Source organism: Paenibacillus sp. Y280, assembly GCF_056786335.1.
In genome coordinates, this window is record NZ_JBXCIW010000010.1 from 14,235 (window position 1) to 29,499 (window position 15,265).

Here is a 15,265-nt window from a genome sequence, read left to right on the forward strand (position 1 = left end):
TGGGATAACAAAATTTTTTTGATAAAAAAACAACTGCGGAAGCGATAGCTCTTCTGCAGCTGTATATAGGCGACATCTATTCTATTTTTTCCTCTGGCTGCGGCTGTACCATTGCCATACAGGTTCAACATCCTTGCGATCAAGACACTTTACGCTGTAATCAAATACGCTTCCCATTGTACGAACGGAAAGCGTCAGCAGCTTTTTGCGCTGCTGCCCAATCGTGCGATTCACCTGCATCGTTAAAATCTGAGGACGCCGAATCAAATAGGTGGTTCTGGATACAAACCGGTTGCGAAGCGTAAGCTGGCCTTCGTGAAGCCTAACTCCCGCCGCGCTATGGCAGCTTTTTCTCCACAATAGGATAATCGGGAGAAGCAGCAGTGACCATAAACCGCCAGCTTTAAAAAATATAATGAACGCGGCGCATACCAGCAAAGTAAACAAAAGCTCTATTCTAACGTAATGCAGCAGCGCGCGTTTCGGAGCGCCCTCTATCTGCGAGTTCGAAGGAAGCTTTACCTGTGGAACAAAGTCGTTCAGTAGCTGCTGTATCGCTGTACGCTTTAGAAATGGATGCAGCATAAGCTGCTCCTTCTTATCCGATGACACGATCTGAAGCTGGATTTCCGCATAACCGTATGCTTGGCGAAGCAATCCTTCCTTGATGACAACAGCCTGCACCTTTTTCGGATCAAACACAAAGGTTTTCTTCTCAAGCAATCCATAAGAAACCGAGATCTGTCTGCCATCTCTCTTTACCGAGAAGCCGCTGTATTTCAAAACATACAACACGATCGAAAGCAGCCATGCGAACCCTATTCCACCTATAATTATAAGGAAGATTAAGATAAAGTTTGTCATTAGGCTTGCCGAATCTTTTACGACATTCTCAAAGAAATGATCAGGCAAAAGCATATTGAACAGATCATCCGCCAAGGAGAACAAACCGACCATAAAAGCTGCCACGAGCCCAAAGTTCATCGAGGTCGCTGCCGCTTGAATCAGCTGTGTTGCATTTAGCGTAAAGGCAGGCATACTTCTGCTTGGTTCGGCTGAGGTCGTCTGCGTGAGCGGATTGTCATTCATCTTGACAACCAGGCGCTGCTCCTCAGCTTTATTTTGCGCTTCATTACTTGCAGAAGCCCCTGCATCCGCAGATTGGACATTCGATGTTGCTTGCCTTCTAAGTATTTGTTGGATATCATTCGCTGCCTCAAGGGAAAGTGCCGGCAATATACCGTCCGCTTTCTTGTTGCCTCCAGGAGTCTCGATCTTCACCTGTGCTACTCTAAGTATCCTTTGTATAAAAGGCTGCTCTACATTAACGGAATGAATGCGTCCATAATAAATCGTCTTCTCGTCTCGGAACAACCAGCCTTTGCGGATAATGATCCGGTCCTCTTCCAGCCAAAAGCCAAAACGCCTCCACTCCAAAAAGCTAAACAAGAGAATCACGGCCGCCAGCACGGAAGCGCCCGCATACCAATACCATGCCAGCTCAGTCCAGTCGTTCCCTCGAACTAATCCAATCAATATTACAGGAATGAACCCTTTAATCGTATTCAACAGCCCAAATAATATGTAGATGGGATGAAGCGTTCGGCGCTCATTCATCCTTATCATCCACCTTAGCCAAAATACCGATTTGCCTCTTCAACAGCTGCGCCTCGCTCTGCTTTAAGCCTTTAATTTGATGCGTAGTCGCAGCCGTTACAATAGATACGCTCGCCAGATCGTATTTGCGCATAAGCGGTCCGCTTTCCAGCTCGACATGCTGTACCCGAACCATCGGAACAAGCACGTTTTTCAAGAAGATAAGGCCTGTTTGGATTTCAATCTCATCTTCAAACAGCTCATATTGAAATCTTGTCATCATCATTTTGGGGAACGTCCATGTAAACAGTATGGCTGTAATAATAAAAATGAACAATGCGATCCAGCCAGGGATCAGCGTCCAATCCCAAATGATCGCCAATGTGAAATAAGCGATGATCAAAGCCAAAAATATGCCATTTGTAATGAGCTCGGTAATGCGATAAACGGTTATGTAATCACGATGAAGCCGTTTGGTTAACTCCCGATCCATATCATATGTCTCCCCTTTTTGGATTAAGGCAGAACGATAAGCTCCGCCTTCGAACGAGTCAGTGCTCTTGCGCCTTGTTCCGTGATCAAATAGCTGTTCTCAATGCCTACAACGCCCTGCCCTGGAAACGTGAATTTTGGCTCTACCGCAATGACCATGCCTGGCGCAAGCGGTGTCTGGAAACCTTTGGCAAGGACAGGCCACTCATCGATTTCAAGTCCAATGCCATGCCCTAGAAACTTTGCTTGATCCGCGCCAAAACCCATAAAATGATCCGACAGCTTCGCAGCCGCACATCGTGCAAGAGCATCTTCATAAAGACTCGAGCATGGCGTACCGGGAACCATCAGCTTCTCTGCGGCAGCGATAACCGATTCCGACACCTCATAAGCTTGCTGCAGCGTTTCCGATAGCTTGCCGATTACCGCCGTACGAGTCTGATCGATGACATAGCCGTCCACGCAGCAGCCGATATCGATCAATATTGGCTCATTTCGCTTGATAATCGATCTGCTGACGCTTTGCGGAGATGACGCGCCAAGTCCAAGGCCGCCTGCTGGTCCGTCAAAATAAGACGGAACCGCTGCCGCCGCCCCCGAAATGACCATCCCGGTCGTAATCTCTTGATTATAGCCGCGCATGCGCATTAAGCCGATATGTCCGCGCTTGCGAAGCTCATACTCTACACGCGCCATCCACTCAAGCTCGCTTATGCCTTCCTTCAAATCATTCAAAGCCTCGCTCAGCGCTTCCGCCACAACCTCAGCCGCTGCTTCAATCCGGCTTACTTCCCATGGCGCTTTAATCATTCGCAAATTGCGAATAATGGCTGAACCGTCTATGAGCTCGCAGCGCCCCGCCTTGCCGAGCAGCTCGGAGAGCTTTAAGTAAAGCTGTGCAGGAAGCACATCCAGATCGGCCGCTATTCGCAGCTCTCCCCCTTTAACAAATAAAGACGGATATCGCTGCGCCAACGTTTCTCCAAACAGACGAAAAGCACCGAGCTCTGCTACCTGAACCGCTGTCTCCAGCCTCGCGCGTGAAACACTGCGCCGAACGTAAAAGGTAGCCTCGCCTGTGCTTGGCACGAACAAATATCCATTTTGCATAGACCCGCTTAAATAATAGAGATCCACATTTTGAGTAAGGAGAAAAGCGTCAATCCGCTCAGCCTGCATCGCCTTCTGTAATGAAGCAATTCGCTCCTTAACAAGTTCAGCAGGAATGTCCTGAATAATGTCCATCACTTTGATTATCAGCTCCTATATAAGTTCCCTCCCCTTATTACATCAATTTTCCAGTTGCCCGTCAACCTGCTACGAGCTCCGCAGCCCCCTTTATATTCCACTCGATGGCGTCCAACACTTGAAAGGCACGCGGATACACGATATGAACGATCATTACCACCCCCGGCCGCTGCAGCGTAACCTCATAATCATAGTCATCATTTATATATGTATAGGGAAATGTCTGATCTGCATTCACAATTTCAAATACGACAACCTCAACACGCTGTCTCAAAAATGATTCCGGCAAAGGCGCGCCGCTGGCATCCAGCCTTAAATTTTCCTGTAAATATGAAGCGGCAGTATCTGCCGCCTCATCGGGAGCCAACCTCAGCAAGCCTTCGCCAAGAGCTGTCTGGTCAAGCTGCTGCGCTGCCGCATGCGCAGCTCGATTGACCGCATGCTTCCCTTGAAATAAAGTTTGCATGGCAAGCTCCTCCTCCACCTGCAGCAGATGAATCGAAATCCATACCGACATCATCACTACGATAAGCAGCAGCTTGTACATCGATTCACCCGCTTCCTTTGCTTATGGCACATATTCACTCATTTTCATGCCAAACGCTCGCATCCGCTCATTAGGCAGCGGCGGCGTCAAGCCGATTAAACGGTCAATCTCGAACAAATTCTCATACGGATAGCTCATCGTTAATGAAATGCCCGTCCCTCGTATTAGAGGAGCGTTTGGATTAGATGCCGCCAGACCGCTTGTAGATGCGAGCTCGAATTCGATGTCGTTAGGCCGCATGCCAATACGGGCTAAACGCTGCCTCGACTGTTCCTGCATTTGCTCGCTTATGTAGCCATAGCTCCCGCTAGCGCCTATTTCCAGCAAATAATCGACCTCTTGCTGCAAAACAGCCTGCCTGACGATCAGAACATGCTTATAGATGGGGGAAAACATTAGCCAGCACAAAAGTGCCGCAAACAAGACAAAAATTAAAATTTGCTTCATGGGTCTATTCCTCTTATGTGGTTGCTGATCGAGCCGCCCGCACCATTGATCTGCTGCTTCATTCCTTCATCTCCCTCTGCAACGGCTTGATAGAGAATGATAACCGTAATGAGCAGCAGTATCGATACAAGTATTCCTCGCATAAATGGGCACCTCCGCTATATTGCAAATCCAGCGCTCAGCTTATGGAGTCAGACTGCCTATTCGCGTATTGGCCGAAGTTCCTTGCGATGTAATTTGACTTCTAGTTCCCGTTGTGTCTTGGGCAATGATTGTATTGAATAGGACGATAACGACAACGAGCATCATGACCGTCATCAAAATGTTGCGCATGCTACCACCTCCTTTCATTGGCTGTCTGCACTATTTTAGCTAAGGGACTGAAACAGCTTTTGCCCCTCTCTTACCCATGGATAAATAAACACCTGAAAAGTATATAGAATCGGAATGCCCGCGATCATAAACAAAAAATAAGAGGTCGATTCCTTGCGGCTTTCCTTGGCCAGCTCGATTTTTTCCTTGTAATCCTCAATACGTACACGAAGCAGCTCATAATATTGCGGACTCTCATGCATTCGCAATGCATCCAGCGTCTCCACAAAGCTTAAGCCCTCATCTGTTCCAAGCCTTTGCTTGAACCGCTGCAGCGCTCCTCCTGCATCGTGATACCATTCGGCCAGAAGCTGTTCTAAATCATGGCGCATCGTTCTTGTAAAAGGGATGCAGCGCAGCAGCTTCGAATGGATATGCAGCGAGGAATCAGATAAGTAAAGCAGCTGCTTGCTTACTGAAAATATTTCTTTGGTCACCTGAAGCGCGCGCAGCTTATGAATGGATCGCAGCCATACTAAGTCGATATACAACAACAGCATGACCAGCAGCAAACCCGGTCCTATGTAAGTGAGGGGTACATAAGCATTTATTCGTTCATGCCATAACCCAGCAATAAGAATGAGCGCGGCAATAGCCAGCATTAGAGATCGCCTCGCGATCACATACCATGCGGCGTCTGCCGTTACCCCGCAGCCCGCGAGCAGCAGCTCTCTCTCCATGAAAGAGGAACGCTGTCTCGTAATACGAAGCAGCCTCAGCCATTTATCCGGTGCTTCCTTCGTTCGCCAGCTTAATACGGCTAGATGCTTCCACCGAGCTGGCCGCTGCGGCAAAAGCTGCAATAGCCCATATATCGCCGTTGCTCCAAATACATACTGGCCAATCATCAAGACTAAACGTACCATTTGCTCGGTCCATGCAGTCATTCACATTCTCCTTTCACATCTTTTTGCGCGAGAGCCATAATCCCATTAGAAACGAAGCAAATATGAGCACCATCGCATTCAGCAGCATATCTCTCCCCTCGGCATCAACGATGTAGTAATGATAAGAGTTATCCTTGTTATACCGAAGGTTGATTCCGATAAACAAAGCTAGAAACAGAAGAGGAGAGAAGTTGGCTACGCGTATTTCAAGCAATCGATTCCGTTCCTGCTCATTAGCTCGTCTTGCCTTGCGCATATCGGTCAGAAGCTCCTTTAAGCTGTCTGTTACCGTTACCCCCTCTACAAGCGCCACTCGCAAAATATTAACGAAATAGTCCGCCCATACATGGCCTAGCGATGCGGCAAGCAGTCGCAGACTCGCCTCATCGTCGCCGCGTACGGAAAGATTGCGATAAAGCTGCTCAAAAACCGATTGCATCGGTCCAAGCAACCTTCTCTCCTCCACCGTGCGCTGCAGCGCAATCCGAATCTGCCGCTCGCCTGTAACGAGATAGCACTGGTAAAAAAGCTCAACCGCCGGCAAAAAATCGATTTGTGTCTGCATCCGCCGATGGATGAGCATCGTCCTTAGTATCGTGTAGGGCAACGAGCCCAGCACGCCGCCGAACATTAAGGTTCCTTTCACACTTTGAAAGAACAAACCGCCAGATGCGATTCCTGCGAGCAGGAGCAAGCCCGATAGGCATGCAAAGGCAGCAGGCGATATCTTTAATTGGAGCGTTTCTAACAGCTCAGCTAAGTGCTGATGCAGCCATTCATAACGTCTAAACCGTTCAGACAGCCGCTTGCGCCAGCCTCTATTCGCTCGATATGCCAGCTTGCTTCTGAGCTGCTGCTCCTTCGACCAAATGAGGAACAAGCTGTACGATGCAATAAAAAATAAACAAAATAACAAGCACGCCGCCGCTGCTGTCGATAGACTATTCATCCATGTTGCCCCCAGTAGTGGGTTCCAGCTTAGCCCGTGCAGAAGGCGGAAATGGATATAGCCATTCATCCTTCGCCTCGTCGAACCTAACCCAATCTCTTACAAAGGCTTGCCCGGCTTCCCAGCACAGCTCGCCAATACGGCTGATTACCCTTCGACCGCCTAGATAGCTCATTTCAATGCCGATCTCTGTCACATATTGCGTAATCCGTTTCGTCAGGCGCTCGGCATTCATGCCTCTGCCATCGAGCATGCACATGTCCGTTATCGCCTCCGGCACATCCTCCAGCCTATTGGCATGGACAGTCGTCATGCTCCCGGAATGGCCTCGCGTGCAGGCTCGAACGTAAATATTCGCATCGACGTCGCGAATTTCAGCATGGATGATGCGCTGCGGCGATTGCCTGAGCGCGAGCTTAAAGGCTTGATCCGAGCGGTGATAGGCATCCTCTTCATCCGCCATATATTCCACGATATTTTTACTTGGAAAATCACGCCCGAGCATCATCTCGAATCGACCCTCGATCGTTATGATTCGCTCCTCATCCGGAAGCTCCGCAATTAACGCTTTCATCAGATTGGTTTTGCCCGAATTGGTCGGTCCAATGATTACAAGATTGAATCTTGCAGCTAGTATCGCCCTGAGTAGTTGCTGCACACGCGCATTCAGCGTCCTGTAAGCAGGTCTGCATAGCGTCTCTAAGCTGAAGCTGCGCACGGTATAGAAGCGGATCGTCAAGGTTGGACTCGCAGTGAAGCCAAAGCCGGTCATCGTCACCCTAGAGCCGTCTTGCAGCATGACCTCCGCCCATCGCTTACGCGGATTTATACGGTCATTATTGTAGAGAACCAAATTTTGCTGGATTCGCTCCACCTCACGGATGCTGTCAAAGCGGTAGGGAGAAGGGGTCGTTAGACCATTCTTAACGATGAAGATACGCTCGCCGACAACCTGTATTTCCTCAAGCCCCGCCTTATCGGCAAGTACGAGCTCAAGCACGCTAAGTCCAATGACTTCCGCAAACAATGCTTCGGCTAGCGATTGATAGGGATGCTGTACATTTACAGCCCCATGCATGCGCAGTCTGATCAATCGATCCGTAATAACCGCCAGAACCTGCTCGCGCTCTTGCGGGTACCCAAGCACCGCACGGTTTAACGTCTCGCTGTATTGCCTGCGCTCTTCCTCTCCTAGCCCCTGCGGCGCGCTTAAATAGGTTCTAATATCATCAGCGAGCCTAGCGAACTCCCCTTGCGGGTCAGCTGTCAGGTAAGAGGGCTCCGACGCTGCCTCGAGGCTTTCCTTCTCAACTTGCATTTGTGCTGCAAATTCGGATGGTGAAAAGCGATTTTGCTGCGCCGTCACGAGCTTGTACCGTTGCGATGCGCAAGCAGCTTCCGATACCACGGCTGAACGGAAATCGAATTCACCGTACCGCGAATGCCATGCCTCTGCATAATTGATTTCGCTGGCTCTCGCATCGTTTGCTTCCCTTCCGCATCCTCCTTCAGCCACTGCGCATAAGTACCACTATCCAATTGGCTAAACACCGGCTCGCTTAATTGAAGCTGACCAAGTGCCGATGTGCCAAGCTCTTTGCATATATGCTTCATCTGATAACCTCCATTTCTCCAAGGACTGTTGATGATGACTGATTTGTAATGCTCGGGGCTAACCCCGAATAAAGGCGATACCTGACCAATCCATCGCTTGCCGTCCTCTTGAAAATGCGATAAGGCAGGCGTTGTAACGAGAATTCGTGAGCCTGCTCTTCTGATCGAGCAAATCGTAGCTGCATTGTCCCAATATGCGCCTACGTCCAGAACAATAAGCGCGAAGGCCTGCTCTGCAATCGTCAGCAGATGCTCTGCCTCCTCTGGCGTGAAGTACTCGGCCTGGTCTCTCATGAGGTTGCCGAACAGCACCTGCAGATTAGGCTGACCGGGTACTGGAAAAGCAGCTCGACGGAGCTTCTCCGGCGTTAGCGTAAACGAGCGAAGCTCCGGGCGCAGCTTATCCAGCGTAATGAGCGGCTCGTCCACGCCTATGTAGCGGTGGATCTTCGCGCTCTTGAGATTGAGGCACAAATATCCGATAGGCTTGCCGCTTTCTTCCGCAATTCGGTAAGCTGCAGCAAACGCCGCTGTCGTCGTTCCAATATTGGGCGTTGTACCAATAAAAACAGCTAGTGGCGCCAAAGCTCCGCTCACGACCCATCAGCCTCCCCGCCAGCAAGCAGCTCAAGCGACAAAGGACTATAAGCGACAACGAGCTTCAACTCGCCGTTCTTGCATAAGCTATCCAGCCTAAGCCATTGCTCCTCCGTTAGGTTTACGTTTATGTAATCAATCATCCCATTCGCTTCCCGCCTAGAAGCATACATTTGTTCCTTGTTTCCCTCGGCCAGCGAAAATAAATTCGGATTGTCCATATTATCGATCTCTACGTTGCCCGAAGTCTTCACCGAGGCCACAGCGACCGCTTCTGGGAAGAGTCGTATGGAGGGAGAAGACTCTCCCGATGCATACAGCAGCACCTTGTCGCCCGCTCTAATTCCGTTCGAAATCGAGCGGATATACTCCTTCGGAATTTGGAAGGTCGATTCGAAGCGTTTGGGCTGCAAATAATAATCGTCGACCTTCCAAATTAATAACGGTTCCCCCTTGCCTAAGGGGATCACTGCCTCCTTCCCGGCGGCATGCTCCAGATTGATGACCATATCGGTGACAAAAGCGCCTTGAGGAACCATTTGAAACTCCAGATCGCTTTCCTTAAGCCGCTCGCCCGCCCCAATAAATCGTTTGGGAACAAGTACGGCGACCGTCTCCTCCTTCTTGATTTGAATTCGCTGCAGCTCATACATGCCGTAAACCAAGCTTGCCGAGAGCACCGCTGCCGTTAAGCTGATGATCGCATTCCGTCTCCTCTTCATCTCCACTCCTCTCTGAGCATAAAAAAAGAACGCACCGACAGCCATCTAAGGCGTACCGCGTGCGTTCTTCGCATAATAAAGCTCATATATAGGTTAGCAATAAGTAATTGAGTTCATAATAGCAAATTGAACTTTCATTTGTCTATCATTTTTTTCCTAATTTTATCAAAATTCACCTAAAGTCGACAAAAAAAGCCATTCAGCAAGAGGAATCCTCTTTTAGACGCTAAATAGCTCTCGCTTATACTAAAAATCAATTAATCCAACGCTAATCAACAAAGCATCGTCAACCTTGCGCATCGTTTCATCATCCAAATGCGTAATTTTGTCGGTGAGGCGCTGCTTGTCAATTGTCCGAATCTGCTCAAGCAGTACAACTGAATCTCGATCAAAACCATGAGCAGCAGCATCCATCTCAACGTGAGTTGGCAGTTTCGCCTTCTGAATTTGAGCGGTGATTGCAGCTACGATGACTGTAGGGCTGAAGCGATTACCAATATCATTCTGAATGACCAATACGGGGCGAACACCGCCCTGCTCCGATCCGACGACTGGCGATAAATCCGCAAAAAACACATCTCCGCGTTTTACAATCAACCTCTACACCCCGCTAACGAGACGGCCTAACGTATGATCTGCTTCTTCCTCCGCTTGAAAAGCTTCCGAGGCCATGTTCAGGTTTATTTTCGCCATTTCCATATACCCGCGCTGCATGGATTCTCGAATTTGACGTTTTTTGCGCTCCACCAAATACAGCTTCATGGCTTGCCGAATAAATTCGCTGCGGTTGGAGTTTTCCTTGGCAACAATCCCGTCAACCTCCTCCAGCAAATGATCTGGCAGGCTAATCATGATTCTTTTGGTATTTTGTACATTGGCCACCGAACTCGCACCCCCAAAACTTTTCCAAAACCATATTACTCATTATGACATTATATTGCCGTCGCTATACTTCAACATATCTATGATCGCCGTATATCAAATATGCTGTATGTTTTCATGTATAGCCTTTATAGAAGATCTACCTTACTACATTCGTGAGATTTGGCGAAAATCCTCTTCTTTTACGAAAGAATGCAGATAAAGATTTTGCTAATTCGAATTAAGTTTGTAATAAGGGGTTGTAAATTGCCATTATTTGGCGACCGCTTACATATACACGAGGCAATCGTACCGCAAGCATGCAAATGAGTTCATAGTTGAGAGTGCCAAGCTGCTGTGCCACTTCTTCCACCGTAATAACCGCATTGCCTTGCCGGCCAATAAGCACAACCTCCTCGCCCTGCTCAACCGGCAATGGAGCCGCTTGTGAAACAGCAGGATCAAGCGCAATCATGCATTGGTCCATACAAATGGTGCCAAGAACCGGTACTTTCACGCCGCGCACAAGCGCGTGCGCCTTGCCTGACAGCATGCGGCTGAAACCGTCTGCATATCCAATCGGCAGCGTTCCGATCCGCTCTTCGCCCTCGGTTACATAACGCGTGCCGTAGCTGATACCCCAGCCCGCAGGGGCTGTTTTGGCCATAACGACTTCCGTCTTAAGCGTCATAACAGGCTCCAGCTCGATGCGCTGCTGATTGACCTCGTCAGACGGCAATAGTCCGTACATGCTTATTCCGAGCCGCAGCATGCCGCAAGCAAAGTGCGGCGTGTCTATCCCCGCTGCACTATTGGCCGCATGAACAATCGGGATAGGCCAGCCTTGCTGTTCAACATATGCAGCCACTTCACGAAATCTGTCATATTGCAGCTTCGTATAGTCCTTGTCAGCTTCGTCTGCGCGAGCATAATGCGTAAACATCCCCTCAACCTCAAGCTGCGGAACCTGCAGAGCCTTCTCGATAAAGGACACCGCAGCGTCCTTCCCGATCACGCCAAGACGCCCCATGCCGGAATCGATCTTGATGTGTACCTTTAGCTTTCGTCCACTGCTATCAGCGGGAAGCTTAGCAGCAGCCTCTAGAACATCTTCTCTAAATAAACTGATCGTCACATTGTTGTCTCTTGCAACAGACAAGGCATCCGCAGCCACGAAACCTAGCACAAGAATCGGGGTTTGGATGCCTGCCTTCCGTAATTGCAATGCTTCATCAAGAAAAGCAACTCCAAAATAATCTACGCCAAAGCGTTCCGCTTCACGCGCCACTTCGACCGCGCCATGCCCGTAAGCATTCGCCTTGACCGAAGCGAGCAGCTTGCATCCCTCCGGGAGAGCATTGCGGAAAGCTTGTAAATTATGTCTTAAAGCATCTAATGATAATTCAACCCTAGTCGGGCGATAAAACGATTCCAAGCCTTTCACCTTCTCCTCATCTGGCAGCCATAACAGTCCGAGCAGCAAACATCAATAGCAATAATGTTATACGTTGCCGCTGCGACTGTCAATGAAACGAACCCCGGAAATGGCTAGTACGTCTTGGAAATTCTGCTGTTTCCCAGCTTTATTTCCCGATTCCACCCTGAACCGATTGCGCGATCTTAATCATTTCGGTCTCAGGCAGATTTGCGCTTGTAAGCCGGAATTGATGACCCTCGTAAGTCCAGGTGAGCGTTTGCTGCTCATCGCCGCTCAGCTGCCCCATCGTAAATCCGAGATCAACCAGCAGTCCTGGCACGTACGATGTTGCCACATCTTTTGGCTCCGTTTGAATAAGCGTGTAGCTGTAATCGCCTGTGTAACGGCTCATTAAGCCTGGATTGCCGCCAAACACGATGTCGACTAATTCTGGTTCCGATACGCCATCAGGTGTATACGAAGGAGTCATAGCAGTGAAATCTGCTTCCTCTTCCGGTTTTGCCCCGGTTGCTGCATCGTCGCCTTCACTCTCAGCCGCGTTGCCGCTGTCGTTCGTTTGGTCATTTCCGTCTACTGCGGCGTCATCTTCAGGCTGATTGCCGCTTTGATCGCCTTCGTTTTCTGGTGCTGCTCCGTCCTCATTTGCATCTACACTCGTATTGCCATCCGTATTATCTGTTGCATTGCCTGACGCAGCATTACCATCTTCCTCAGGCGTCGTCATCGTCGGCTCTTCCGTCGTTTGGCTGGAAGGCGCAGCGTTCATATTCGCCTCTGTCTCGAATACAGCCTTGTCGAATTTCGGTCCAAAATCGAACGTATCAAATTTCACCTCAACCATAACCGCTGCGTTTGTATCACTGACTTCGACCTGAACCGGCTTGTAATCCGATTTATTCAGCCAAATCTTCTGACGGGCTAAGGAGCCGTTATTATAATTTGCCATTACGTCAAATACATAAGCATCATCATCAATGACAAACTGTCGTGAATTATCCACTAGAATGCTCTGAATGAGCGTTTGGTACAAGTAGACTTGACCTTGGTTTTGCGGCCAATCGCTTTGGAAGCGGAACACTTTATTCAGCTTCGGAGTGAGTACGAATACGCCGTCGTCATTGCGAAGCACGATTTGTGTAATATCCTTCTCTTCATTCGTCAGCTTGATCCGATAATACTGCGGCTTTTGATAGGAAACCTCCACTTTATACTCTAGTGGCTGCTGTCCTGTACGCAGCGTCATCGTACCGCTTCCTTGATAGCTCTCCATGCTGTTTACTACCTTGTCGAGCTCCTTAACCACGGACTCGGCGTCCTTCGTTCCGCAAGCAGCTAATACTAATGAAAAGCATAATAATATTGCCGCGGTCCATGTCATGCGACGCATGTAATCATCCCCTCTGCACATTGTTTTTTACTGGCTGATAACATGTCTATGAGGGGACTTGACCAATTATGCGGACTGGCATGTGCTTGACCAAATTTTTAATTTGTCACAGGAGTGATTAAGAACCGAGAGGCCGAGTCCTTCGCGGAATTTGTACAATCGTATCCTGCGGGTGGAGTGCTTCTTGAAAAGCCCTGGAGCTCCTGTCATTCGCTCTTTAACCTTACTTTTCACGGGCTTTTTCGCTTATTCCAGCATTCATTGTTCTAACCCGTAAGTTTGAAATAACATGCTAGCTCAAATCATTTCGGTTCTGTGGAATGAACAGGAAAAACTCCATCTATTTTCCTGATAAGTCGCCAGTTTGTTCATTTAGCTGGAAAAACTCCCGTTAGTCAGAGCACTTTCACCGAAATAGGGTCAAATGCGAGATATTAACGGGAGAAAATCCATCTAAACCTGACTTTTGCCAAAAATCACTTGAAATAACGGGAGTTTTTCCCGTTCATGCTGACCCAAGAGGGCTCAGCCACATAAATGTTTTGAACCCGAGACTGCAGAAGAACTGGGGATTCCGCCGATTCCTGCATCGTGGCTTGCCATAGGTAAGCCTGGAGGCGGGGAGACTTTCGCTTGCCCACAATCTCATGAAGCCAAGCAACCATAGACCTGAATAGAAAAATAGCGGTACAGGAATAGCCCCCTGTACCGCTATTTTTTCACTTCCAACATTCCATTCAAAGCGAGCTGTCTCCCAGCGAGCATACTACTTTTGGGACTGCTCCATTCATTTTGAATTATGCTATCTTAAAAGATTGGATGATCTCGTCGCCCGTAGCTTTTGCGATTTGCGGTTTCTACTCGGCAGACGTTATCGTCTCGCCCTGTATTGGCTTGATTCCGCCCTTCCAATTAATATTTATCGAACGGGATTCAAACAAATTCGCGCCATCAGACACTTGAAAATGAAGATGCGCCTCGCTTGAGTTGCCCGAATTGCCGAGCTTGCCCATCTCATCTCCGCGCTTGACCTGATCGCCTGCCTTAACGATGACGGAGCCTTTTTTCATATGAGCCAGATAGCTGTATTCGCCGTTGCCATGATCAATAACGACTACATTGCCGGCTGGCGCCTTCTCGTTCATGACGCCGACGGGCTCGTTATCTGGAACATCGTTTACGACTGAGACAACCTCCCCATCTGCTGGCGCAAGCACAGGTTGACCATAGGCATAATAGCTTTCATTTTTGAGTGGATCTCCCTTGTAGGAATACCCATTCTTGCTCTGTACGATGTCGTAGGCATACCGCTGGCTTTCGTGCTCATAATGATAATTTACAAGCGCATTCTCTCCACCCCAAAATACAAACCAATCGCCGCGGAGCGGCCAATCGTATTCGATTTTTGTCTTGTTCTTATCGGTTTCAGGCCAATAGGAAAGCTGCTTGATTTGCAGCCCCAAGATTACCCCTTTGTCATCAAAAACTGCCGTAAGTCCCTTTTCTTTGGAGTTGCTAACCCAATTATGCATCTTGCCGCCATTATGCTGCATGATAGAAGCCTGCTCGAATGACTCGATCCCCTTTACAAAATCCGTCGCTCTGCTCAAAAAATCCTCTTTCGTCAATTGTTTCTGGAAATCCGCGCTCAAATGATCATAAATAACGTCATATTTGCCGTCAAGCAGCGCTTGAGGCAGTTCCTCCGGTTTCAGCGCATCTCCCACTGCTGCTGCTGTCTCTTTTGGATTAGCCGTTGCTTCAGTATCCGTAACAGCCGGACTGCCTGTCGGATCACTATTGTTTGTCGCCGCGTTATTCCCGCCTCCACAAGCCGTAACGAGAACAGCAAGCACACCTGCTGCCATTGCTGTCTTGCCAAACGTAATGACCCCGTTAAACGTATTGCTCTGTTTTTTATTCATTGCTAATTCCCCGCTTTCTTTCAAAATCAATTTTGTCTCCCTCATTCTAGCAACGAAGTCTTATGCCTAACGAAACGCTCTATTGCCTCAGCCTTAACTTTCTTCATCAAAGGCAGCAAACGAATTAAGCTTCCGTTAAGACAACTTTTGGTTTTAGCCAAAAATTTCATGCTATGATGGAGT

The 15,265-nt window shown here is 48.7% G+C and carries 17 protein-coding genes; all 17 read right to left on the reverse strand.

Annotated elements, in window-relative coordinates:
• Positions 1–81: 81 nt before the first annotated feature.
• The 17 genes from AC1TPC_RS14545 to AC1TPC_RS14625 all read right to left on the reverse strand — a co-directional run bounded on the left by AC1TPC_RS14545 (position 82) and on the right by AC1TPC_RS14625 (position 15,082).
• Positions 82–1,617: a PH domain-containing protein gene (locus tag AC1TPC_RS14545; RefSeq protein WP_482067551.1), complete on the reverse strand. Its 1,536-nt coding sequence runs from the start codon at positions 1,615–1,617 to the stop codon at positions 82–84.
• A complete protein-coding gene (locus AC1TPC_RS14550) occupies positions 1,610–2,089 on the reverse strand; it encodes a PH domain-containing protein (RefSeq protein WP_482067552.1) in 480 nt (159 codons plus the stop codon). Before AC1TPC_RS14550 ends, AC1TPC_RS14545 begins: the two co-directional genes overlap by 8 nt.
• A 23-nt stretch (positions 2,090–2,112) precedes the next feature.
• Positions 2,113–3,333, reverse strand: a complete 1,221-nt coding sequence (locus AC1TPC_RS14555) for a M24 family metallopeptidase (RefSeq protein ID WP_482067702.1) — start codon at positions 3,331–3,333, stop codon at positions 2,113–2,115.
• 64 nt (positions 3,334–3,397) lie between these two features.
• Positions 3,398–3,883, reverse strand: a complete 486-nt coding sequence (locus tag AC1TPC_RS14560; RefSeq protein ID WP_482067553.1) for a hypothetical protein — start codon at positions 3,881–3,883, stop codon at positions 3,398–3,400.
• Positions 3,884–3,904: 21 nt separating this feature from the next.
• Entirely contained in the window at positions 3,905–4,330 is a 426-nt protein-coding gene (locus AC1TPC_RS14565) for a hypothetical protein (RefSeq protein ID WP_482067554.1), read from the reverse strand.
• Positions 4,327–4,473: a hypothetical protein gene (locus AC1TPC_RS14570; RefSeq protein WP_482067555.1), complete on the reverse strand. Its 147-nt coding sequence runs from the start codon at positions 4,471–4,473 to the stop codon at positions 4,327–4,329. The genes AC1TPC_RS14565 and AC1TPC_RS14570 overlap by 4 nt, the downstream gene beginning before the upstream one ends.
• 40 nt (positions 4,474–4,513) lie before the next feature.
• Positions 4,514–4,663, reverse strand: coding sequence for a hypothetical protein (locus AC1TPC_RS14575; RefSeq protein WP_482067556.1), 150 nt, complete (start codon positions 4,661–4,663; stop codon positions 4,514–4,516).
• Positions 4,664–4,698: 35 nt separating this feature from the next.
• Positions 4,699–5,589, reverse strand: a complete 891-nt coding sequence (locus AC1TPC_RS14580; protein ID WP_482067557.1) for a hypothetical protein — start codon at positions 5,587–5,589, stop codon at positions 4,699–4,701.
• Positions 5,590–5,602: 13 nt separating this feature from the next.
• On the reverse strand, positions 5,603–6,538 hold the full coding sequence (locus AC1TPC_RS14585; protein WP_482067558.1) for a type II secretion system F family protein: 936 nt from the start codon (positions 6,536–6,538) through the stop codon (positions 5,603–5,605).
• Positions 6,531–7,904, reverse strand: coding sequence for an ATPase, T2SS/T4P/T4SS family (locus AC1TPC_RS14590; RefSeq protein WP_482067559.1), 1,374 nt, complete (start codon positions 7,902–7,904; stop codon positions 6,531–6,533). Before AC1TPC_RS14590 ends, AC1TPC_RS14585 begins: the two co-directional genes overlap by 8 nt.
• The gene (locus AC1TPC_RS14595) at positions 7,901–8,749 is read right to left on the reverse strand and encodes a CpaE/TadZ family protein (protein WP_482067560.1); all 849 of its coding nucleotides are present in this window, start codon (positions 8,747–8,749) and stop codon (positions 7,901–7,903) included. The genes AC1TPC_RS14590 and AC1TPC_RS14595 overlap by 4 nt, the downstream gene beginning before the upstream one ends.
• A complete protein-coding gene (locus AC1TPC_RS14600) occupies positions 8,746–9,471 on the reverse strand; it encodes an SAF domain-containing protein (protein WP_482067561.1) in 726 nt (241 codons plus the stop codon). The genes AC1TPC_RS14595 and AC1TPC_RS14600 overlap by 4 nt, the downstream gene beginning before the upstream one ends.
• 246 nt (positions 9,472–9,717) lie before the next feature.
• The gene (locus AC1TPC_RS14605; RefSeq protein WP_028609438.1) at positions 9,718–10,068 is read right to left on the reverse strand and encodes a type II toxin-antitoxin system PemK/MazF family toxin; all 351 of its coding nucleotides are present in this window, start codon (positions 10,066–10,068) and stop codon (positions 9,718–9,720) included.
• 3 nt (positions 10,069–10,071) lie between these two features.
• A complete protein-coding gene (locus AC1TPC_RS14610) occupies positions 10,072–10,353 on the reverse strand; it encodes a CopG family ribbon-helix-helix protein (protein WP_028609437.1) in 282 nt (93 codons plus the stop codon).
• Positions 10,354–10,573: 220 nt separating this feature from the next.
• The gene (gene alr, locus AC1TPC_RS14615) at positions 10,574–11,767 is read right to left on the reverse strand and encodes an alanine racemase (RefSeq protein ID WP_482067562.1); all 1,194 of its coding nucleotides are present in this window, start codon (positions 11,765–11,767) and stop codon (positions 10,574–10,576) included.
• A 148-nt stretch (positions 11,768–11,915) separates the two neighbouring features.
• Entirely contained in the window at positions 11,916–13,157 is a 1,242-nt protein-coding gene (locus AC1TPC_RS14620; RefSeq protein WP_482067563.1) for a LolA family protein, read from the reverse strand.
• A gap of 857 nt (positions 13,158–14,014) precedes the next feature.
• Positions 14,015–15,082: a peptidoglycan DD-metalloendopeptidase family protein gene (locus AC1TPC_RS14625; RefSeq protein ID WP_482067564.1), complete on the reverse strand. Its 1,068-nt coding sequence runs from the start codon at positions 15,080–15,082 to the stop codon at positions 14,015–14,017.
• Between the last annotated feature and the right edge of the window lie 183 nt (positions 15,083–15,265).

Bases quoted from the DNA above. Each gene is read 5' to 3' on its own strand.
- AC1TPC_RS14545 (WP_482067551.1), bottom strand. From the start codon at position 1,617: ATGAATGAGCGCCGAACGCTTCATCCCATCTACATATTATTTGGGCTG.
- AC1TPC_RS14550 (WP_482067552.1), bottom strand. From the start codon at position 2,089: ATGGATCGGGAGTTAACCAAACGGCTTCATCGTGATTACATAACCGTT.
- AC1TPC_RS14555 (WP_482067702.1), bottom strand. From the start codon at position 3,333: ATGGACATTATTCAGGACATTCCTGCTGAACTTGTTAAGGAGCGAATT.
- AC1TPC_RS14560 (WP_482067553.1), bottom strand. From the start codon at position 3,883: ATGTACAAGCTGCTGCTTATCGTAGTGATGATGTCGGTATGGATTTCG.
- AC1TPC_RS14565 (WP_482067554.1), bottom strand. From the start codon at position 4,330: ATGAAGCAAATTTTAATTTTTGTCTTGTTTGCGGCACTTTTGTGCTGG.
- AC1TPC_RS14570 (WP_482067555.1), bottom strand. From the start codon at position 4,473: ATGCGAGGAATACTTGTATCGATACTGCTGCTCATTACGGTTATCATT.
- AC1TPC_RS14575 (WP_482067556.1), bottom strand. From the start codon at position 4,663: ATGCGCAACATTTTGATGACGGTCATGATGCTCGTTGTCGTTATCGTC.
- AC1TPC_RS14580 (WP_482067557.1), bottom strand. From the start codon at position 5,589: ATGACTGCATGGACCGAGCAAATGGTACGTTTAGTCTTGATGATTGGC.
- AC1TPC_RS14585 (WP_482067558.1), bottom strand. From the start codon at position 6,538: ATGAATAGTCTATCGACAGCAGCGGCGGCGTGCTTGTTATTTTGTTTA.
- AC1TPC_RS14600 (WP_482067561.1), bottom strand. From the start codon at position 9,471: ATGAAGAGGAGACGGAATGCGATCATCAGCTTAACGGCAGCGGTGCTC.
- AC1TPC_RS14620 (WP_482067563.1), bottom strand. From the start codon at position 13,157: ATGCGTCGCATGACATGGACCGCGGCAATATTATTATGCTTTTCATTA.
- AC1TPC_RS14625 (WP_482067564.1), bottom strand. From the start codon at position 15,082: ATGAATAAAAAACAGAGCAATACGTTTAACGGGGTCATTACGTTTGGC.